18 protein-coding genes and 1 pseudogene are annotated in these 20,003 nt (G+C 67.4%); 6 read left to right on the forward strand and 13 right to left on the reverse strand.

Annotated elements, in window-relative coordinates; genetic code table 11:
* Nucleotides 1-423: 423 nt before the first annotated feature.
* Nucleotides 424-1,566, reverse strand: coding sequence for an NnrS family protein (locus B0B01_RS12025; RefSeq protein WP_076650297.1), 1,143 nt, complete (start codon nt 1,564-1,566; stop codon nt 424-426).
* 634 nt (nt 1,567-2,200) lie between these two features.
* Between B0B01_RS12025 and B0B01_RS12030 the strand changes: the two genes are divergently transcribed.
* From B0B01_RS12030 to B0B01_RS13590, 6 genes and pseudogenes are all read left to right on the forward strand, one after another.
* Entirely contained in the window at nt 2,201-4,273 is a 2,073-nt protein-coding gene (locus tag B0B01_RS12030; RefSeq protein WP_076650298.1) for a TonB-dependent receptor, read from the forward strand.
* A 45-nt stretch (nt 4,274-4,318) separates the two neighbouring features.
* Entirely contained in the window at nt 4,319-5,752 is a 1,434-nt protein-coding gene (gene hutW, locus B0B01_RS12035) for a heme anaerobic degradation radical SAM methyltransferase ChuW/HutW (protein ID WP_083946341.1), read from the forward strand.
* Nucleotides 5,749-6,252 (forward strand): heme utilization cystosolic carrier protein HutX, encoded by a 504-nt coding sequence (gene hutX, locus B0B01_RS12040; RefSeq protein WP_076650299.1) that lies wholly within the window; start codon nt 5,749-5,751, stop codon nt 6,250-6,252. The genes hutW and hutX overlap by 4 nt, the downstream gene beginning before the upstream one ends.
* A complete protein-coding gene (locus B0B01_RS12045; protein ID WP_076650300.1) occupies nt 6,249-7,142 on the forward strand; it encodes an NAD-dependent epimerase/dehydratase family protein in 894 nt (297 codons plus the stop codon). The genes hutX and B0B01_RS12045 overlap by 4 nt, the downstream gene beginning before the upstream one ends.
* Nucleotides 7,143-7,296: 154 nt before the next feature.
* Nucleotides 7,297-7,572: an SRPBCC family protein gene (locus B0B01_RS12050; protein ID WP_076650301.1), complete on the forward strand. Its 276-nt coding sequence runs from the start codon at nt 7,297-7,299 to the stop codon at nt 7,570-7,572.
* A gap of 134 nt (nt 7,573-7,706) precedes the next feature.
* Nucleotides 7,707-7,815: pseudogene (locus B0B01_RS13590) on the forward strand (hybrid-cluster NAD(P)-dependent oxidoreductase); the annotation flags it as partial.
* 86 nt (nt 7,816-7,901) lie between these two features.
* Here B0B01_RS13590 and B0B01_RS12055 read toward each other — a convergent pair.
* From B0B01_RS12055 to B0B01_RS13090, 12 genes are all read right to left on the reverse strand, one after another.
* Entirely contained in the window at nt 7,902-8,900 is a 999-nt protein-coding gene (locus B0B01_RS12055) for a helix-turn-helix domain-containing protein (RefSeq protein WP_076650302.1), read from the reverse strand.
* 453 nt (nt 8,901-9,353) lie between these two features.
* Nucleotides 9,354-10,763, reverse strand: a complete 1,410-nt coding sequence (locus tag B0B01_RS12060; RefSeq protein WP_076650303.1) for a capsule assembly Wzi family protein — start codon at nt 10,761-10,763, stop codon at nt 9,354-9,356.
* 81 nt (nt 10,764-10,844) lie between these two features.
* On the reverse strand, nt 10,845-12,779 hold the full coding sequence (locus tag B0B01_RS12065; RefSeq protein ID WP_076650304.1) for a polysaccharide biosynthesis protein: 1,935 nt from the start codon (nt 12,777-12,779) through the stop codon (nt 10,845-10,847).
* A gap of 79 nt (nt 12,780-12,858) precedes the next feature.
* Nucleotides 12,859-13,473, reverse strand: coding sequence for a sugar transferase (locus B0B01_RS12070; RefSeq protein ID WP_076650339.1), 615 nt, complete (start codon nt 13,471-13,473; stop codon nt 12,859-12,861).
* Nucleotides 13,470-14,333 carry an NAD-dependent epimerase/dehydratase family protein gene (locus B0B01_RS12075; RefSeq protein ID WP_076650305.1) on the reverse strand — a complete coding sequence of 288 codons (864 nt, stop codon included), beginning with the start codon at nt 14,331-14,333 and terminating at the stop codon, nt 13,470-13,472. The genes B0B01_RS12070 and B0B01_RS12075 overlap by 4 nt, the downstream gene beginning before the upstream one ends.
* Before the next feature lie 142 nt (nt 14,334-14,475).
* Nucleotides 14,476-14,973 (reverse strand): nucleoside deaminase, encoded by a 498-nt coding sequence (locus B0B01_RS12080; protein ID WP_076650306.1) that lies wholly within the window; start codon nt 14,971-14,973, stop codon nt 14,476-14,478.
* Between the two features lie 59 nt (nt 14,974-15,032).
* Nucleotides 15,033-15,899, reverse strand: coding sequence for a glucose-1-phosphate thymidylyltransferase RfbA (rfbA, locus tag B0B01_RS12085; protein ID WP_076650307.1), 867 nt, complete (start codon nt 15,897-15,899; stop codon nt 15,033-15,035).
* The gene (gene rfbD / locus B0B01_RS12090; RefSeq protein ID WP_076650308.1) at nt 15,896-16,747 is read right to left on the reverse strand and encodes a dTDP-4-dehydrorhamnose reductase; all 852 of its coding nucleotides are present in this window, start codon (nt 16,745-16,747) and stop codon (nt 15,896-15,898) included. Before rfbD ends, rfbA begins: the two co-directional genes overlap by 4 nt.
* Nucleotides 16,748-16,849: 102 nt before the next feature.
* Nucleotides 16,850-17,890 (reverse strand): dTDP-glucose 4,6-dehydratase, encoded by a 1,041-nt coding sequence (gene rfbB / locus B0B01_RS12095; protein WP_076650309.1) that lies wholly within the window; start codon nt 17,888-17,890, stop codon nt 16,850-16,852.
* Nucleotides 17,881-18,459: a dTDP-4-dehydrorhamnose 3,5-epimerase gene (rfbC, locus tag B0B01_RS12100; protein ID WP_076650310.1), complete on the reverse strand. Its 579-nt coding sequence runs from the start codon at nt 18,457-18,459 to the stop codon at nt 17,881-17,883. Before rfbC ends, rfbB begins: the two co-directional genes overlap by 10 nt.
* A gap of 122 nt (nt 18,460-18,581) precedes the next feature.
* The gene (locus B0B01_RS12105; RefSeq protein WP_076650311.1) at nt 18,582-19,592 is read right to left on the reverse strand and encodes a replication initiator protein A; all 1,011 of its coding nucleotides are present in this window, start codon (nt 19,590-19,592) and stop codon (nt 18,582-18,584) included.
* A 148-nt stretch (nt 19,593-19,740) separates the two neighbouring features.
* Entirely contained in the window at nt 19,741-19,956 is a 216-nt protein-coding gene (locus tag B0B01_RS13090) for a hypothetical protein (RefSeq protein WP_143733098.1), read from the reverse strand.
* Nucleotides 19,957-20,003 lie beyond the last annotated feature (47 nt).

Here is a 20,003-nt window from a genome sequence, read left to right on the forward strand (position 1 = left end):
GCCGAGGATGATTGGCAGATTGCCTGACCGGTTTCCTGCGAGGGCTGTCCGCCCTTGCACTACGGCTGCTGCACCATCCGCCACGAGCCGGAGTCACACCGTTCTGGATTGCGAAAACGCCCTGTCCCACACCGAACCGCCGGTTTCGTTTCCGGCCGGAGCCATGCTGGCGAAGCGGGGGCGCACCGGTTTCGGCCGGTCGGGTCGCAACGGGCATTATTGCGCGCGCAGCGGCACGATCGGGAAACAGCATGACGGGAAAAGATGTGGCAACGCTGGAACGCACACCATCATCGACAGCACAGAAGCCCATGCTCCGCCCTCCATTAACAGAATCTGGCTGGTTGGCATGGCCGGGCGCATACGCCCGATCCGGCTGACGGTTTTGTGAACCGCGCTGCGGAACGTGTCAAGTTGATAGTTTTAGTTGGTTTTAGAGGCCGGGCGCCGTGCCCCATGCCCGGACCGCGGCGCACCGTCATCATCTTTTGCTTTTTCGGGCTTGCGCGAGGCGCTGAGGATCGGGAAGGGCGCCGGGCGCCACAATGCCGGCAGATGTACGGCCAGGAAGCAGAGCCAACCGGCGCTCCATGAACAGGCCGAAAGAGAAAACCATAGCCACGGAGGAGCGAGAGCGGCCGTGCCGCGCAGCAGTCCGGCCAACAGGATCAGTGCCAGCCCCGAGATCTGCAGAGATCGTGGCCGAAGGCCGCCCGAAGAGGAGCGGGGCATCGCGGCACGGCCTGCAAAGGCAAATATGGTGCCGCCCATGGTCACGATCAGGAAGAGGTGCTCAATGGGCTGACGCAATTCCGTGCCTGTCAGCAACAGCAGCCCGGGCAGTGTCAGCGCAAGCGAACTCCAGGCACCGCCAAGCAGCACAGTGGCCTGATTTGGGCGGTCGGTCAAACCGCTGCGCCAGAAAATCGAGGCGGCAAGTATGATGCCGACAGCCCAGACAGCGAGGCCCGGGAGCAGCATGACGGGCAACACCAGCACAAATGGCAGCCAGAGCGGCGGCAGTGGCGAGGGGTGCCTTCCCTGCCGGGCGAGATCGCTTGCGACAAAGACCGGCACTGCCTTCCCGCCGACCAGCAGGATCAACCCGGCCATGAGCAGGACCGCCCATGAGTACGGAATCCACCCGGCGACGATCATCGCTTCGCCGAATGCGAGCGACAGCGGCGCGGCAGCGATCGGCAGGCGGGAAAGTCCCGCAGCGTGCAAGGCCGGCATGAAGATCGCCACTCCGATCATGACAGAAAGAACGAATGACGGGAAAATCTGGGCTGGAAAGGCGACGCTCAGCCCGCGGGCCAGCAGGAAGGCGGCGACCATCATCCGTGTATCCAAAAACGGGCGATGCGGGCTCCAGGCCGGGAGAGCCGTCAGGACATAACCGATGATCGCAGCGCCGCCGAACCCGAAGAGCCCGAGGCGCAGATGTAAAAGATGCGCGTCTCCGCCCGGAAGAATCCATATCCAGGGGAATACACATGCGGTTATGGCCGAAATCGCAAAGAACGGCCCTGCAGGATAATGCCAGAGAACGGGGCGAAGGGTCATGGCGGCTAAGGGCGCGGAAATGGCGGGATGGGCAGGGTCAAGGCAGAATACGAAAGACAGGGTGTGAACCGGCCTGCAAGAGTGGCGTCTGGCACAGCTTTGGCACGCGTCCTGTCACATTCCATGCTCGTTCGCGGCGGTTGCCGATGGCCGCACACCTTCCCCGGGGGAATTTTTCGCTCGCGGGAGCAAAGTCCGATCACGTCGAAATCGTTGGAAACACGACCAAAGCTCCCCAGGACTGGCGTCAGAACTCATTTTGAACGTTCATGACAGCCCGGGCACGCCTTGCGGGCCGGGAAAGCTCTGGCGCGACATTATGTCCAGACAATGTCGTGACGCGGGTGACGAGCCGGAAAACGGCGACGCTCTGTTTTGGAAGCGTCGCCTAGATAGTTGATATATATCATTGTTATCGTTTTCCCAGTGCCAGGAGCAGCCTGAATCGAGCCTTTTCCCAAGGCAGGGAACATGATCGGCCAGAGCTTGAGCCGTCAAATGATCTTGTCGGGCACGGAGCAAAAGGCTAGTAAAATACTCAAGTATTTCCGGCGCGATATTTCCGCGCAGACATCACCCAGCAAATCGCCAGGCAGCCCGGAACAACGGTGTTCCGTCATCAAGAAGGACAGCCATGGCGACCATGCACAACCGGAGGCCCGGGCCGCGCGCCCTTGGCCTGCTGCTTTCCCTGACCACGGCCCTGCCGGTTCTCGCTCAGGAGAGCGCACCCGAAGACGCGCCCCAGTATCTCGACACGATCACGGTCACTTCGACCGGGCTGCCGACCGAAGTTCTGAAGAACCCGGCGTCGATCACCGTCGTCGACGGAGAAGAGCTGCGCCGGACCGCGCCGCTCTCGGTGGCGAAGCTGCTGCGCGACGTGCCCGGGGTGCGGATCTCGGAAGAGGGGATCGAGCGCATCTCGATCCGGGGCGAAAGCGCCCGTCGCGTCGCGATCATGATCGACGGGCAGAAGCTGACCGATCATACCAACTATGGCCAGCCGGTGCTGATCGACCCGGCCTCGATCGAGCGCATCGAGATCGTGCGGGGTTCCTCGTCCGTCACATCGGGCAGTCAGGCGATCGGCGGGGTCGTCAACATCATCACGAAGAAAGGGGCGGCAGAACCCTTCGAACTGACGACCACCGCCGGTTACATTTCGGCGACCGAGGGCTGGCGCGCCTCGGCCACGGCGGCGGGCACCGTCGATGCCGGGGCGGGCGAATTCGACTATCGCCTGACCTTCGGACGGATGCGGCAGGGCGACCGGCACACGCCGAGCGGGATCATGGATCAGTCGGACACCAGCGACCGCACGGTTTCCGGCCATCTCGGCTATCGGATGGGCAGGCACTATGTCGGGGTGACGGCGCTCAGCTATGACCTTTCGGCCAATGTGCCGACCGGCGACCCGGAATTCATCATCGAATTGCCAAAGCGCGACCTGCGCAAGGTGGGGCTGTTCTATGAGGGCACCGACCTTACCCCGTGGCTCGAACGGCTGCGCCTTGATGTCTATCGCCAGACCATCGACCGTCTGTTCCGCAACGATGTCACGATCCACCCGGCGCCGATGACGCTGAACGTGGTGTCGGCCTCGCGCGACCGGCAACTGACCTGGGGCGCCAGCCTGCGGGCCGAGATGCGGTTTTCCGACCGCACGCGGACGGTGGTCGGGCTGGAATACGAAGACGACCGGCTTGAGGCCGACAAGGACACGATCACCACGGTCAGCGGGCCCATGCTGCCTTTCCCGAGCGTCAGCACAAGGCTGCGTTACGATGATGCCGTGGTGCGGACCACCTCGATCTTCGGCCAGCACGAGATCGACCTCGGCGGCGACCTGACGCTGACCCTTGGCGGGCGCTGGTACAACGTGAAGGCCCGGCACGAAACCGCCCGCGAAGACGGCGCCGATCTGCCGCGCGAAAGCAGTTCGGACAGTCTCGCGCTGTTCTCGGCCGGGCTGGTCTGGTCGCCCGACGACAGCCTGGCGCTGCGGGCCAATGTCTCGCAGGGTTATATCTATCCCTCGCTGGGGCAGCTTTTCCTTTCGACCACCGCCGGCGGCGAGGGCACGACGATCGGCAACCCTGCGCTCGAACCCGAGCGCGCGACCACCTACGAGCTTGGCGCGCGCTATGATTTCGGCGGGCTGCTGCTTGATTCGACGCTGTTCTACAGCAATGCCCGCAACTACATCGCCTCGATGGTGATCGACGCAAGCGATCCGCGCAACGTCATCAGCCAGTATCGGAACGTGGACAGGGCAAAGACCTGGGGGTTGGAACTCCATGCGGAATACGACCTCGCCGGACAGGGGCTGACGCCCTATGTCACGGCGGCGGCGATGCGGCGCGAATTCTCCTTTGCCAACGGCTATTCGACCACCGACAGCGGCACGCCCGCACTGTCGGGCCGGATCGGCCTGCGCAAGGACTGGGCGCTGACGGACGTATATGGCGAGGTGGATCTGTTCGTCCGCGGGGAAACCCGTGTGCGGATGCGGGATGAAACCGCCGCCGTCACGGACCGCACCGGCGGCTATGGCACGCTCAACCTGCATGGCTCGATGACCTTCGCCAACGATGTGACAGCGGTCATCGAACTGAACAACATCACCAACCGCACCTATCAGCCCTATGGCGAGATGACCGGAGCAGGGCGTTCGGTGAACCTGTTCCTGACCAGGACCTTCTGATGCGGCGGCAGTCACTGCCGCGCCGCGCTGACGTGGAGTATCAACATGTTCGCATCCGCCCGTTCCGACCGGCAAGCCGCCTCCACCCGCCTGCGCGCCCCGTCTCCGGGGCACAGGGACAGCAGGCCGACGCTCGAGAGCCTGTTCGCCGAGGAGACCGGCGACCCGCTGGCCCGGGCCTTCGGCGGTCGCCGTCCGGTGCATAGCTTCACCGGCATGCGCCCCGTCGCGGAGACCGAGGTGCCCGCGCTCTGGGCCGGAATGCACGCCCGGCCGCGTTCGCGCCCGGCGGTTGGCTATGTCCATGTCCCGTTCTGTGAAAACCATTGCCTGTTCTGCGGCTTTTACCAGAATCCCTGGCACGCGGCCAAAGGAGCGCCCTATGTCGATGCGGTGATCGCGCAGCTTGAGGCGTTTGCCCGCACCCCGGCCCGTGACGGCCCGCCGCTGCAGGCCGTTTACCTTGGCGGCGGCACGCCGACCGCGCTCGCCACCGGCGACATCGTGCGGCTGATCACGGCCCTCCGCCGCCACCTGCCGCTGACGCCCGACTGCGAGATCACGCTCGAGGGGCGCATCACCACGCTCGATGCCGACAAGGCGCTTGCGGCCTATGACGCCGGCGTTACCCGCATTTCGCTCGGCGTGCAGAGCTTCAACGAAAAGGTGCGCCGCCCGCAGGGCCGCCGCGCCGGCACGGATGACCTGATGCAGGATCTCGCGGCGCTGGTGGCGCTGGACCGGGGTGCGGTCGCGATCGACCTGATCTATGGCCTGCCCCGGCAACTGCCCGAGGATGTGGCCGACGACATGCATCGCGCCGCCGATCTGGGGCTGGACGGGGTATCGCTCTATTCCCTGCACCTGATCCCCGGCACGCCGCTGCTGACCGCGATCGAAAAGGGCAAGATGGAGCCCGCGCCGACCACCGGCCTCGGCGATTATCTGGCCGCCGGCGAGGATGCCGCCCTGTCCGAGGGCTGGGAGCGGATCTCGGCCAGTCACTGGCGCGGTTCCCTGCGCGAACGCAGCGTCTACAACGTCGCCGTCAAGGTCGGCCATGACTGCCTGGCTTTCGGCGCCGGTGCGGCCGGATTTCTGGACGGGCTGCATTACCGCATCAGCACGGATCTCGCGACCTATCAGGCCGATGCCGGCGGCATCCGGCCGCTGGCGCCGGGGCTGATGCGCGCGAGTTTGATCGCGCCGGTGCTCAATGCGGTGAAGTCGGGGATGGAATTCGGCCGCCTCGACCCGCGCGCCGTGGACTGCGCGATTGCCGGTCTGTGCGGTGCCGAAGCCACCAGCTTTCACACTCATGCCGCGCCCCTGATCGTGCAATGGACCCGCGCCGGCCTGTTCGAGCCCGACCACCGCTTTCACCGCCTGACCCGGGCCGGCCGTTTCTGGCAGGTGGCCATGACCGGGCGGCTCATCAGCTGGCTGGGCCAGCACCCTGACCTTGGAGACCTGACATGACAAAGGATGCCATCCGCGCCGCCATCGCCGAAAATCCCACCGGCGCCCTCGAAGACATTGCCGAAAAGGCCGGGGTGACGCCGCTCGCCGTCCTCGACGCCCTGCCCGAGGGCGAGGTGGTCAGCCTCTCCGGCGAATTGTTCACCGAGGTGATGGAGGACATCACCCGCTGGGGCGAGATCACCTTCATCGTCAACACCCCCAACATCATCTTCGAGGTCAAGGCCCCGGTCGGTCCCGGCGAGGTCGGCCACGGCATGTTCAACCTGCATGACAAGGCCATCGGCGGCCATATCCATTACCGGAAATGCGCCCGCATCGCCTTCGTGCGGCGCAGGTTCTTCAGCATGGACACGGCCTCGGTGCAGTTCTACGCCCATGACGGTAGCTGCATGTTCAAGATCTACCTGGGCCGGGACGGGAACAAGGCGCTGAAACCCGACCAGATCGCCGCCATGGACGCGCTGCAGGCGCGGCTGCTGGAAGGTGCCGCGGCATGATTATAGCGGGCGAGGGGCGGCTCGCGGGACGGCACCTGACGATACTCGGCATGGGTTATTCGGCCCGTGCGCTGGCGCGGCTTGCGCTTGCCGAGGGGGCCCATGTCTCGGCCACCACGCGGGATGCGACAAAGGCCGAGGCGCTGCGGCGCGAGGGAATCGACATACTTGCCCCGGCACAGACCGGCGCGCTCGCGCTGGATGCGATGGACGATACCACCGACCTGCTGGTGTCGGCCCCGCCCGGGCCGGAGGGATGCCCGGCATACGAGCTTGCGGCCCGGGCGCTGGCGAATGCCGGGCGGCTCGGCTGGATCGGCTATTTCTCCTCGACCGCGGTCTATGGCGATTGCGGCGGCGAATGGATCGACGAATCCCGCCCGCCGGCCCCGCGCAGCCCTGATGCGAAAGCGCGGCTGATCGCCGAGGACATCTGGCAGGAGGCAGCCCGCCGCCACGGCGCGGCCTGCGATATCCTGCGCATCTCGGGCATCTACGGGCCGGGGCGCAACCATCTGGCGGCGTTGCGTGCCGGCGGCCTTCACGTCGTTGACAAGCCGGGCCAGGTATTCAACCGAATCCATCGCGATGACATTGCCGGGGCCACGCTGGCGGCGATGCTGTCGCTGGCGGCGGGCGAACGGCTGATCAATCTCGCGGATGGCAATCCCTGTTCATCGGTCGATCTGCTTTGCGGTCTGGCCGATATGCTGGGCCTGCCTCTGCCAGTGGTCGTCCCCTATGATCCGGCGGCCCTTTCTCCGGGAATGGCCGCGTTCTTTGCCGAAAGCCGCCGCCTGAGAAACGACCGCATGCTCGCCCTGCCGGGCTTCGTCATGTGCTATCCCGACTGGCGAGCAGGTTATCGCGCCATTCTGGCAGAGGAGTAACCGGCGAAAAGACCTGCACCCGGCATGTCGCGACTTCCAGCCGATCGGGCAGCCGGTCTATTCTATCGAACGGCCAGGCTGGGGCCACGGTAAAGGACTGCCGCCAGCACCGGGGAAAGCCCCCCGGTCGCCTCTGTCCCTGCACTCGTCGCAAATGATCCTGCGCGCCTCACCCGGGCTGGTGCGCGCCGATGCCGTGGAAGGACGCGACCATGACCTGAAGACGCTGACCGAAGTCTGGCTCTACACCAATGATGAGGACGGGCAGGTGGTCGAGGAGAACCAGAAGAGGGCCCTTTCCCCCGCCTGTCGCCCCGGTCCCAATTCGCCGGTGCAGGAACCGGGGCTGATCCAGTTCCTCGGCTGGTATGCGGCCCTGATGGTTCGCCGCCTGCAGCCCGACGCCGCCGGCGCCATCGCGGCCGAGTGATCCGATGGTCAAGGAACGTTACAACTGGTCGGGCGAGCCCTGGCAGGAAGCCGAGCCACTCGAATGCGTGATGATGGTCCCCGAGACCGCGGACGCCGCCACCTTCACCTTCCGCGCGCCTTCGGGCGCGTGGCGGGCGGCTCAGTCAGGCGATGCTCGGGCTGATGGCCCCCGATTACCTTGACCGCGAGGTGTTCTGCTGCGGGCCCCGCCCCTTTCATGCAGGCGGTGCGCGACATGCTGGTCCGATCCTGCTCATCCTCATCACCGGCCTGATATAAGTATCGGCCCTGGGCAGGTCTGACCGCCCGGATCTTCCACCCGCGCCGCTACAGCGCCGCGCGCCACATGCGAAAGCGGCTCTGGCCGGTGATTTCCTGCACGAGGCCAAGCGCCTCCATCCGGCCAAGATTGCGCTGCACGGTGGCGCGGCTTGCCGATGCCAGCGCCTCGGCCATGGGGGCGGAAACAAGTGGCCATTCACTGAACACCGTACAAAGCCGCGCGGGCGTGCGCCCCGAAAGCCCCGCCATCCGCACCCGGGCGCGGTCCTCCCAGGCTTCGATTTCGTCAAGGGCGCGCATCATCGTCCGCAGGCCGGCGGCCAGCCCCTCGAGCCAGCAGGCCAGCCGCGCGTCCGCATCCCCGCTGCCGCGCAGCGCCTGCCCCCCGCCGGTGGCGAGCGGCGCAAACACCGCCGCCCGGCTTTCGCCCGCGCAGATCCGCGCCGCCGCCACCGCCGCCTCGATCCGCTCGCCCCGCACACCGAGCCCCGCGAGGAACCACAGCCGGAACCCCATGCAGGCGCGGGTGATCGGGTGCAGCTCGCACCCCTGCGCCATCGTGCGCTCCCATTGCGCGGCGCGCTCCGCAATCGGGCCCTCCGCGTCGGGCTGCGGAAAACCGGCCGTTTCCCCCGTGTCAGGGCCGGTTTCCGGCTCGTGCCGGCCAAGAAAGGCAACCAGGCCCGCCTCCGGCCCCGGACCCGCGCCCAGCCGGCGCATGGCCCAGCCCACCCGCGCCAGCGCCCGCCCGTCGTCATCGGCGTCGCGCGCGGTGGCGATCCGCAGCGCCGCCCAGAGCGCCAGCCGGTCGGGCGTGACCCGCTCGCCGCAAAGCCAGCCAAGCTCGGCCGCTTCGGTCAGCGCCAGCCGCTGCCGCCAGCCCCGGGGGCCGCGATGCAGACGCTCGTCAAGCGCGCCAAGCTGCCCGGCCACCCGCGCAAGCCGCGCCGCCTGCCCCGCCTCGGCCCGGGCCCAGTCGGCAACCGGCAAATCCGCTTGGCTCTCCAGCGGCGCGGATGCGGGGATCCGAGGGCCTTGATCCATCTGTCCGATCCTTGCAGATTTCATGTATTGTTCATATGATACGATACATAATGATCATTATACGGCTACTATAATCAGCACCGACAGATCTTTCGCAAGCAGATTTTCGGCAACCGGCAAACCCGCCGATTTCGTTCCTGCCGGACCTGCCCCGCCTCGCTTTTCTGCCGGAAAGCCCCGCATTTCTGCGGTATTTGCCGGGGCATGGCGCATGTGGCACCGTTGGCATACGGTCGTTTGATGATGGCAGGTGAAATTGAACGCACCGCGAAGTCATCGCCGCACGGGGCGCGCGCGCCCTGCCCTTGGGCCGGTTTTTCGCGGCGCCTTGGCGATTACGGGACTGGCGGGAAAACCATTCTCGGGGAAGGGCCGGCGCGGAAGCGCCAGCCCGGGAAAGGGGGCTGCAACCCACCCCGGCCGCGAGGGGTCCCGGGCCGCCCGGGCACCCCTTCAGAACCGTTTCGTGACCCCGACCGCGAGGCGGGTGCCGCGGGGGCTGTCAGCGCGGTCGAGCGCAAAGCCCTGATGCGCAAGCAGCGCCTCGATCTCGAGCCCCTGCCACTCGGTCGCGACCCCGACATAGGCCAGTCCCCCCGAGACCCGGCCGCTGCTCAGCCGGTGATCGGGGTTGTCCTTGTCGTTCACGATCACATGCGACACCCCCCAGGACAGGTTGAAATCGGACAGTTCGTGTTCCAGGTGCAGGGCGATCTCGCGCCCCTCGCTGTCGATCGCCGCCCCCATCACCCGCCCGTCGCGGATATAGGGGTGAGTGTGGTGATTATAGGCCGTGTCCGCGCCGCAGAAGCCGTTTCTCGTGGTCTTGATGCGGGTATCCACGCCCTCGAGCGTGATCCGCGTCGGCACGTCGCCGAGCCGGGTCTCGAGCTCGACCCCGCCAAGATACATGAAACAGGAGGGCAGCCCCCCCGACTCGTCCTCGCCGATCGCCTGCACGTAGAAACGCGCCGGCAGGACATGTTCGGGCAGGCGCCAGGAAATGCCCACCCCCGCCATCTGGTTCACCTCGGCGCTGCGCCCCTCGTTGGTCCTGCCGATCAGCATGTCGCCGAACCGGCCAAGGCCGCCGCCCGACCATTGCGCCGTGCGCTGGAAGTCGATCTCGAGCCCCGCGAGCGGGCGGATCCGGAGGCGCATGCCGAAGAGGCGGGCATCGGCCGACCCGTCGCGCCCGGTGACGAAGACCTCGCCGTCCCAGGGGCCGAGCCAGGCCAGCAAGGGGGTCTCGACGGCACTGGGGGTCGATTTCTCCAGCCAGACCGAGGGCAGCGGGCGGGCATTGCGCGACAGGATCAGGGAGCGGTAGCGCGAGGGCGACCAGTGCCGCTCGCGCAGGCCGGCGCCAAGCGTCCAGTTGCCGAAATAGCGCTCGATCATAGTGCCGTCGAAACGCGGCCGGCCGCTTCCGGTCTCGAAGCCGAGCGCCGCGGTCACGCTGTAATCGGCGCCCCGCCAGCTATAGCCGATCCGCCCGAAGCCGCGCTCGCTCCAGCCCAGCATCCCGCGCTGGCCGAGAAAGGGATCGGTGACCGCGCCAAAGCTGACCGCGCCGCTGCCAGTTGTCCTGCCGATGGTCCTGCCCGGGGTTTCGCCAATGGTCCCGGCAACCGATCCGGCCGGGGTTTCACGGATGGCGCCACCGGCCGGCGGCGCGGCCAAGGTGGCCGGGGCCGGATCGCCCGGTTCAGGGCCATCGGCCAGCGGCCCGGCAAAGGCCGCGGGGGCAGCACCGGCGGCAAGGGGCAGGGCGAGCAGGGCCGCGGCGAGACGGCGGCGCCTCCGGCCAATGCCTGGTTTCCGGTTGCGTTCCGCCTCGTGGCCTTGCCCGTCACCCTGCATGTCGTTTCGCTCCCTCTGCTGTCTGGCGTGCCTGTTTTCTCTCACCGTTTCCGGTGATTTTCCCCCTCCACTGCGTACTTGTTACCGAACTTCACTTTTTACTGGTCTGCGGCCGCGCCTTGCGGGCTCAGGAGCCCCGCTGCCCGGCCGCGTCCGCCCGGCGGGCGCATCTTCCGGGCATTCCGTCCAGCGGGCGATCACCGCCCGCGCCTGCGCCACATCGCCCGCGGCCATCGCCGCGCGCAGCCCGCGCAGGGCGGTCGCCACCTCGATTTCCGACAGCCGCGCCTCGCGGGCGCAGAGGATTTTCCGGTACCGGGTCGGGACGAGATCGCCGCTGATCGAGATTTCCTCCTCGAGCTTCTCGCCGGGACGCAGCCCGGTGATTTCGATGTCGATGTCGCCGGCGGGATTCGCCGCGTCGCGCACAGTGTAACCTGCACTCTCGATCACCTGGCGTGCAAGTTTCAGGATCGGCACCGGATCGCCCATGTCGAGCACGAAGATCTCGCCCCCCTCGGCCCCCGCTCCGGCCTTCAGCACAAGCTGCACCGCCTCGCGGATGGTCATGAAATAGCGCCGCATGCGCGGATCGGTGACGGTGAGCGGCCCGCCCTGACGAAGCTGCTCCTGAAACAGCGGCACGACCGAGCCCGAGGATCCGAGCACATTGCCGAAGCGCACCATGGAAAACACCGTCGTTCCGTGGCGCGTGGCCAGATCCTGCACCACGAGTTCCGCAAGCCGCTTGGAGGCGCCCATGACATTCGCCGGGCGCACCGCCTTATCGGACGAGACCAGGATGAACCGCTCGACCCCCGCCGCGCCCGCCTCGGCGGCGAGCGTCTGGGTGCCGAAGATGTTGTTGGCAAGCCCGCTCAGCGGGTTGGCCTCGACCAGGGGCACATGCTTGTAGGCGGCGGCATGGAGCACCACCTGCACGGCCTCCTCCGCCAGCAGGCGGCGCACCTGGCGGGGATCGGTGACCGAGCCGAGCACCGGCACCAGGGTCACGCCGATGCCCTGGGCCGTTTGTTCGAGCTCGCGGTGCACGTTGTAAAGCGCAAGCTCGCTCAGTTCGAACAGGATCAGCCGGCGCGGATGGCAGGCCAGCACCTGGCGGCAGAGCTCCGAGCCGATCGACCCCCCGGCGCCCGAGACCAGCACCACCCGCCCAGCATAGGCCGCCGCCGCCTCTTCCAGCGCCCCGGCATGGGGAATGCGGCCGAGAAAGCTTTGCGGTGCCGCCGGGGTCAGCTTGTCGAGCAGCGGCTCTTCGCCGATCAGCTGGGCAAAGCTCGGCAGGGTCTGCACCTCGAACCCCCAGGTTCCGAGCAGCCGCGCGGTCCGCGCAAGCCGCGGCTGGCTGAGCGAGGGCATGGCCAGCAGGATCCGCTTCACCCCGCGGAGTCCGGCTTGTTCGCGCAGCCGCGCCGGGGCATAGACCGGCAGCCCCGCCACCATCACCCCCTGCAGCGAGGCATTGTCATCGACGAAGGCGACCGGATCAATGCTTTCGTGGTTGTGCAGCGCCGAGGCCAGTTGCCGCCCGGTGGTGCCGGCGCCGTAGATGATCACCCGCCGGCGCGGATTGCCGCGGCGATAGGCGCCGCGCACCACCTGCAGCAGCAGCATCCTTGTCCCGACCATGAGCAGGAAATACCCGAGCGTGAATATGATCGGTGTACCCGACGGCAGAGCAAGACGGGCCAGATGCAGAAGGCTCGCAAGCGCGATACCCGCCACCACCGCCAGCAGCAGGCTGCGCAGCATCGCCCGCCCCTCGTAGGCCTTGAGCTGGATCTTTGGCAGCCCGAGCCCGAGCTCGAGCACTCCGACCAGACCGAGCAGCCAGGGCAGCACCGGCACGAGCTGCGCGAGCGCCCGCCCTGGTTCGGGCAGTTCCTGCACCAGCAGCGCGAACAGCAGCGCGAGCGGCACCATCAGAAGGTCGACGCTAAGAAAGATCAGCGCCTTCTGCGACCGGTTGAGCGAGGTGATCAGCTTCAGCAGCATGGACCCTCCACCAGAGGAACGGGAATGGAAAAACACAGGACCGCTGCCGGAATCCGGGGCGGCACGGGGAAAGGGGCGCTCATGATTGATACCGCAGAAGTGGCCCGAGCGTGTGCAGCATCAGCCGCAGATCGAAACATACGTTCCGGTGACGCTGATAGATCAGGTCGAGCCGTGCCTTCCGGGGCACACAGCTGCGCGCATAGACCGCGTCGGTTTCCTGCGGCGTGGCACAACGCGCGAGCAGGCGCTCCTCGTGGCGATGATAAACCAGAGTGGCCAGTCCTGTCACTCCGGGACGGCTTTCCAGCACACGGGCATAGAGATCGGGGAAGCGTTCGACATATTCGCGCAGGGGCGGACGCGGACCGACAAAGCTCAGATCGCCCTTCAGGATGTTCCAGAGTTGGGGCAGTTCATCAAGGCGGCGCGCCCGGAGCCAGGCCCCGGCCGGGGTAATGCGCGCGTTCTTGTCGCCGCCCGATACCCCGCGGTCCTCCGCAGCCACGTGCATGGTGCGCAGCTTCCAGAGCCAGAACGGCCGGTCCACCCCCTTCATGCGTTCGGCCACGTGAAACAGCGGCCGCCCCTGTTTGAACGCAAGCCAGATAAGCAGCCCCGAAAGCACCAGCGACACCGGAAGGGCGAGGATTCCGACAAGGACGAGATCAAGGACGCGCTTTCCCGGGCTCATGGGGCGGCCCTGCGCCAGTCGCGCCATTCCCGCACCAGCGTCGCAGGGTACCCCACATCGGGGGCAAGCGGTACCAGCCGTTCAAGCCGCTCGGTCGCAAGCTCGACCCGGGGGATCACCTCCGCCGGGGCCGGACGCCAGGCAAAGGGCAGCCCCGCCGCCGCGAGCAGCGCCCCCATTTCTGGGGCGCCGGGGGCGGCGATGTTCAGCACCTGCGGCAGATCCGGCCGACTCCTGCGCTCCGCATCAAGCCCGCAGAGCCCCGCCATCACGCCGGCGAATGTGGCCGGCCCGATATAGCTGCGCCGGGGGGTGGTCCCGTCGGCCAACCGGTCGAGCACGAAACCGGGACGCCAGCCGCCGAGAATCGCATCCGCCCCGACCACATTGCCGATCCTGAGCAGGCAGAGCGGCACTCCGCGCCGCGCGGCAAAATCGCGGGCCCGGCCCTCCATCTCGGCCTTGGCGCGGCCATAGGCGCTCTGCGGGGCAGGCGGCGCATCCTCATCCAGCACCGGCCCGCCGCCATTGCCCCGCCCGTAGACCGCGGCCGAAGAGGCGAGCAGCACTCGCGCCCCGGTCTCGGCCCCCGCGCGCAGCGCCGCGAGCGCAAGTTCGCTGTTTTCGGCCAGATTCGCGCCCTGCGCGGCCCGCGCCGGCGTCACCCCGGCCAGGCAGAGGATGGTCTCCGCGCCCCGGGCCGCCCGCAGCAGGGCCCCCCGGTCCAGCGGATCGAAGCACAGCGCCCCCGGCATCCCGGCACGGCGGCTCTGCCAGAGGACCGCGGGCCGCACCCCCCAGAAGACCCGCAGCATGCCGCCAAGCCGCCCGCTTGCTCCGAGAACAAGGGTGCGCACCATTCTCATCCGTCTTCCTGCAAAGGCCCGATTGTCTTGTCTGATCCTAAGGCGTGTCTTACGCCGACCCGGTTGTGAAGGAAACAGCGCAAGCCTTGCAAAAAGGTTAACAGCGGATTGCCGCCCTTCCTTCCGTCCCGTCCCCTCACCCCTGCGCGCGCCCGACCCAGTCCCGGTAAAGGGCCGCGATCCGGTCCGGGCGGGGCTTATGTTCGACCCTCATGCCCGGTTCGCACTCCGGCTCCGGCGACCCGCTTTCCGGCCCGAGCAGGCGGCAGATCCGCTCGAGCGCGGATTGCGACGAAAGGCCATGCGGCGCGCCCTCGGCATTCGATCCGGCAAAGACCACGCGGGCAATGCCCACCGCATGACAGGCGCCCAGGCACATCGGGCAGGGCTGGCCGCTGGCATGAATGGTGGCACCGGCAAGCGCCGCCACCCCGTAGTCGCGGACCGCGCGCCGGATCGCGAGCAGTTCGGCATGATCGGTCGGATCGCCGCTCAGATGGGCCTCGTTCACCGCCGCCCCGAGCACCACGCCATCCCTGACCAGCACCGCACCGAAAGGGCGCCCGCCGGTCCGGACATTGCCTTCGGCCAGGGCGATCGCCTCGCCCAGATGGTCCGGGCCATCGTCATTCATTCGTCGCTTTCCCTTTTACAGAGCCTGATACGGGCCTAGATCCGGGCCCGGATCAGGCTCTATTCCAGCAGTCCGACAAGATAGCGGCCATAGCCGTTCTTGGCAAAGATCCCGGCCCGGGCGGCGAGATCCGCGGCGCTGATCCAGCCCTGGTTCCAGGCGATCTCCTCGGGGCAGCCAGTCTGCAGCCCCTGGCGTTCGGACAAGGTGCGCACGAAATTCCCCGCATCGAGCAGGCTGCCATGGGTGCCCGTATCAAGCCAGGCATAGCCGCGCCCCATCTTCTGCACCGAGAGCGCCCCGTCGGCGAGATACATTTCAAGCAGGGAGGTGATTTCCAGTTCGCCCCGCGCGGAGGGCGTGACGCGGCGGGCGCGCTCGGGGGCGCTGCCGTCCAGAAAATAAAGTCCGGTCACGGCAAAACGCGAGGGCGGGTCCGCGGGTTTCTCGATGATCGCGCGCACGCCGCCGTCGGGGGCGAAATCGACCACCCCGTAGCGTTCGGGATCAGCCACGTGATAGCCGAACACCGTGCCGCCCCCGGGGGACACCGCCGCCATGAGCTCGGGCAGGCCGTGGCCGAAGAAGATGTTGTCGCCAAGGATCATCGCCGAAGGGGCGCCGTCGAGGAAATCCTCGGCCAGCACATAGGCCTGGGCAAGCCCGTCCGGGCGCGGCTGCACGACATAGGACAGGCGGATGCCCCACTGGCTGCCGTCGCCGAGCGTGCGGATGAACTGTTCCCGGTCCTCGGGGGTGGTGATCACGCAGATCTCGCGGATCCCGGCCAGCATCAGCACGCTGAGCGGGTAATAGATCATCGGCTTGTCGTAGATCGGCAGAAGCTGTTTCGAAAGCCCCATGGTGATCGGGTAAAGCCGCGTGCCGCTGCCCCCGGCCAGAATGATGCCCCTGCGCATGGTCATGTCGCCGCCTCCAGTTCGTCAAGGATGTCGCGCAGCCCCGAGCGCCAGTCCGGGCGCGCAAGGCCGAAGGCGGCCAGGGTCGCGCCGCAATCGAGGCGTGAATTCAGCGGCCGTCTGGCCGGGGTCGGGTAATCGCTGGTGGGGATGTCCCCGACCCGGACCGCAAGCCCGGCCTGATCGAAGATGGCGCGGGCGAAGCCGGTCCAGCTGATATCGGGGGTGCCGCTGAAATGGTGGATGCCGCGATGTCCGGGATGGTCGCGCAGGGTCTGTGCAATCACCAGGCAGGCCCCGGCCAGCGCCCGCGCCGGAGTCGGGCCGCCGATCTGGTCGGCGACCACCGCCAGGTGATCGCGTTCGCGCCCGAGGCGCAGCATGGTGCGGACGAAGTTGCGCCCGTGGGCCGAGACCACCCAGGATGTGCGCAGCACCACCGCCGCCCCGCCCGCGTCCAGTACCAGTCGTTCGCCGGCGAGTTTCGAGCGCCCGTAGGCATTGAGCGGCGCCGGCCGGTCCGCGGGCGCCCAGGGCGCGCTGCCGCTGCCGTCAAAGACATAGTCGGTCGAGACCGTGACGAAGGGAATCCCGAGCCCGGCGCAGGCCCGTGCCATCGCGCCCGGGGCAGCGCCATTGATGCGCGTGGCGAGCGCCTCGTCAGACTCGGCGCGGTCCACATCGGTGAAGGCGGCGGCATTGATCACGCCCGCGGGCGCATGGGCGCGGATCATTGCGGCGCAGGCCTCGGGGTCCGTGAGGTCGGCCTGCGCGCGCGACAGGCAGGTGACACCCCCGGCGCGGCCGAGTTCGCGGGCCAGCTGGCCGCTTTCGCCGAATACCAGCAGGGTCACGGACGTGCCTCCCGGCCCCGGATCCGCGCTTTTGCGCCCCTGACCGGCTTTCTGGCGAAAGCCGGGCCTTCGGCGAGGATATTTTTCGCCAGAAGAAGCATGTCACCTGCCCCGGCCGAGGCGGCGACCGACCCCGTCGCGCCCGAGCAGCGCGCGCCACCAGGAGTCATTGTCGAGATACCACCGCACCGTGCGTTCAAGCCCCTGTTCGAGAGTGAGCGAGGGGCGCCAGCCGAGCTCCTCGCGGATGCGGGAGGGGTCGATCGCATAGCGCGCGTCGTGACCCGGGCGGTCGGCGACGAAGGTGATCCGGTCGGCATGGGGCGCGGGCATGGGGCGTAACTGGTCGAGGATCGCGCAGATGCGGCGCACGAGGTCGATGTTGCGCGCCTCGTTCTCGCCGCCCACGTTGTAGGAGCGCCCGATCCGCCCGTTTTCGAGGATGCACAGCAGCGCATCGGCGTGATCCTCGACATAGAGCCAGTCGCGCACATTGGCGCCCTCGCCATAGACCGGGATTTCGCGCCCCGCGAGCGCGTTCAGGATCACCACCGGGATCAGCTTTTCGGGGAACTGGTAGGGGCCGTAATTGTTCGAGCAGTTGCCGATCAGCACCGGCAGCCCGTAGGTGTGGAACCAGGCCCGCACGAGGTGGTCGCTTGCCGCCTTGGAGGCCGAATAGGGGCTGCGCGGATCATAGGGGGTGGTCTCGGTGAACATCCCCCCGGGGCCGAGACTGCCGAAGACCTCGTCGGTCGAGACATGCAGGAAGCGGAAGGTTTCGGGGCACCCCTGCCCGTCCCACCACTCGCGCGCCGCCTCGAGCAGGATGAAGGTTCCCTGCACATTGGTGTCGATGAAATTGCTGGGCGCGTCGATCGAGCGATCCACATGGGATTCGGCGGCCAGGTGGATCACCGCATCGGGGCGGTGCCCGGCCATGGCGCGCGCCATGGCGGCGGGATCGCGGATGTCGGCCTGCAGGAAGGCGTGGTTCGGCGCGCCCTCGAGCGGCGCGAGATTGTCGAGGCAGGCGGCATAGGTCAGCGCATCGACGGTCAGCACGTCATGGCCGCGCGAGACCGCCATGCGCACCACGGCCGAGCCGATGAAACCCGCCCCTCCGGTCACGATCAGGCGCATGGGGTACCCTCCCGGGTAAAGGGCCAGGTGAAGGGACTATCGAATTCGGCCCAGGGGGGGGCGGCCGCGTCCTTTTCGCTCAGCACCGGGGCACCGCCAAGGCCCCAGTCGATGCCGCAGCTGTCCCATCGCACCGTCCCGTCGCAGTCGGGGGCGTAGAAATCGCTGCATTTGTAAAGAATTTCGGTATCGGGGGCGCGGGTCGCGAAACCGTGCAGGCAGCCGGCGGGAATGAGCAGCTGGCGCCCGTCTTCGGGGGTGAGATCGACCCCGACCCATTGTCCCCAGGCGGGCGAGCCGCGGCGCGCATCCACCGCCACATCGAAAAGCGCGCCGCGCCCGCAGCGCACGAGCTTGGCCTGGGCATGGGGCGGCGCCTGGTAATGCAGCCCGCGAACCGTGTCGGGCACATGCGAAAGCGACTGGTTGTCCTGCACGAAATCAAGCGTGATGCCGGCCTCACCCAGGCGGCGCGCGTTCCATGTCTCGCAAAAGAACCCGCGCCCATCGCTATGGCGGGCCGGGGTCAGGATCAGCACCCCCGGAATGGCTGTCTCTTCGATCTGCAATTCTGCCCCTGCCCCTTGCTGCCGCGGCCCCCATATGTTTTCCGGCCATGTTCCCGCACATGTTCCCATCCGAGGGTTATCCCGCATGGGCTATCCAGGCAACAGCGCCGCTTCGGGTGCGGTTAACCGGCCTGCTTGCGCAGCCAGCCGAGAAAGGCCGCATCGGCGCTGCGCAGGCGCGGCCCCCCCGTGCGCGCCCAGACCCCGCGCCATTCGGCCGCAAGGCTGTGCACATCCGCGCCGGGCATGAGGGCGCGCGCCTGGTCCAGAGCGGATTCGCTCAGCACCGGCGGCGGGGTCTCGATCAAGGCCTCGCGGCGGGTAACGCGGATCAGATCCCCCGGTTCCTCGGCAAGGGTATAATCGGGCAGGTTCTGTTCCTCGATCATGTCGCGCATCATTCGGCGGAACACGCGCCGCGGCGAGGTGGAGCCCGATTTCTTCAGCAATGTGTCGACCGAGACCCGCCAGCTGTCCTGCCGGCCGCAATGCTTGCGCGCAAGTTCATAGATGCGCCGCTCGAGCGGCTTGCGCAGGCGGAAGTAATCGCGCGACAGGGTCAGCACCGCCTTGCCCAGCACCGCGCGATACAGCCATTCCGAAAGCGTCACCGCCACGCTCACCATGCGCCCGCCGCGGGTGCGGCGCACGATCTCCCAGGATTCGATCAGGCCGAAGCCGCTCGTGGTCTCGGTCTCGCCGGTGACGATATTGGTGGTGATGCGGGTGCCGGCGAGGCGTTCGAAGGCGTCGCGCAGGCGGCGGTAGGAATCGCCCGAGGTCTCGCGGTTGGTGGCGACCAGCAGGTCATGGGCCTTGAGCTGCAGCCGCCGCGACACCCGCCGCCCGGCGTTCAGCGCCGCCATCAGCTGGCTGATGCAGAAGATCAGGATATCCTTGTCGTGGATCGTGGCCAGCCCGCGCACCGAGGGGGTGACGGTGATCCCGACCCCGTTGTGCTCATAGGAGAGGATGCGCCGGTCGGGGCGGGTCGCGAGCGAGAACAGCGGATGTTCCATGCTGGCGATGTCGTCCTTGGGGATCGCGCCGAAAATATCGCAGAGGAAGAAATCCCCCCGCGCATGACCGGGCAACAGTCCCCCCGCCCGATCCGCAACCGCCGTCCTGCCCATGCCGCCCTGCCCGTTCCGTTCCCGCTTCGGGGCGGGAATCGCTTTCGTGGTTTCGATGACACCGACCCTAGAGTTATCCACATCGGCTGACAACGGTCGGGCGGGTTGCGGATCGTGGGATCGGAGTCACCTGATCGGGGTTCGGGAATCATTCTTTCGGGGGTTCAGAGTCACCCAAGGCCCCAAAATCCGCCCCAAGCCCCTGCAGCACCGGGCTTTTCAGGACAGCATCCGGTGCCCTAACTATAAATAACACGAATCTAACAGGGAAATTTTTTCCCGCCTGCCCCGGCAGGGCCACCACAGCCGCCCCCGCGCCTGCTGCAAGTGCCGGATCGGCAAAGAAAAACAGGATGGGAGTCACGCTTTTGCTTCCATATGCTGCCTTTCGTGATATAAGGGTCGAAACGC

Origin of the sequence: Pontibaca methylaminivorans (assembly GCF_900156525.1) — a bacterium.
GTDB classification, from domain to species: domain Bacteria; phylum Pseudomonadota; class Alphaproteobacteria; order Rhodobacterales; family Rhodobacteraceae; genus Pontibaca; species Pontibaca methylaminivorans.

Bases quoted from the DNA above. Each gene is read 5' to 3' on its own strand.
- B0B01_RS12025 (WP_076650297.1), bottom strand. From the start codon at position 1,566: ATGACCCTTCGCCCCGTTCTCTGGCATTATCCTGCAGGGCCGTTCTTT.
- B0B01_RS12030 (WP_076650298.1), top strand. From the start codon at position 2,201: ATGGCGACCATGCACAACCGGAGGCCCGGGCCGCGCGCCCTTGGCCTG.
- hutW (WP_083946341.1), top strand. From the start codon at position 4,319: ATGTTCGCATCCGCCCGTTCCGACCGGCAAGCCGCCTCCACCCGCCTG.
- hutX (WP_076650299.1), top strand. From the start codon at position 5,749: ATGACAAAGGATGCCATCCGCGCCGCCATCGCCGAAAATCCCACCGGC.
- B0B01_RS12045 (WP_076650300.1), top strand. From the start codon at position 6,249: ATGATTATAGCGGGCGAGGGGCGGCTCGCGGGACGGCACCTGACGATA.
- B0B01_RS12050 (WP_076650301.1), top strand. From the start codon at position 7,297: ATGATCCTGCGCGCCTCACCCGGGCTGGTGCGCGCCGATGCCGTGGAA.
- B0B01_RS12055 (WP_076650302.1), bottom strand. From the start codon at position 8,900: ATGGATCAAGGCCCTCGGATCCCCGCATCCGCGCCGCTGGAGAGCCAA.
- B0B01_RS12060 (WP_076650303.1), bottom strand. From the start codon at position 10,763: ATGCAGGGTGACGGGCAAGGCCACGAGGCGGAACGCAACCGGAAACCA.
- B0B01_RS12065 (WP_076650304.1), bottom strand. From the start codon at position 12,779: ATGCTGCTGAAGCTGATCACCTCGCTCAACCGGTCGCAGAAGGCGCTG.
- B0B01_RS12070 (WP_076650339.1), bottom strand. From the start codon at position 13,473: ATGAGCCCGGGAAAGCGCGTCCTTGATCTCGTCCTTGTCGGAATCCTC.
- B0B01_RS12075 (WP_076650305.1), bottom strand. From the start codon at position 14,333: ATGGTGCGCACCCTTGTTCTCGGAGCAAGCGGGCGGCTTGGCGGCATG.
- B0B01_RS12080 (WP_076650306.1), bottom strand. From the start codon at position 14,973: ATGAATGACGATGGCCCGGACCATCTGGGCGAGGCGATCGCCCTGGCC.
- rfbA (WP_076650307.1), bottom strand. From the start codon at position 15,899: ATGACCATGCGCAGGGGCATCATTCTGGCCGGGGGCAGCGGCACGCGG.
- rfbB (WP_076650309.1), bottom strand. From the start codon at position 17,890: ATGCGCCTGATCGTGACCGGAGGGGCGGGTTTCATCGGCTCGGCCGTG.
- B0B01_RS12105 (WP_076650311.1), bottom strand. From the start codon at position 19,592: ATGGGCAGGACGGCGGTTGCGGATCGGGCGGGGGGACTGTTGCCCGGT.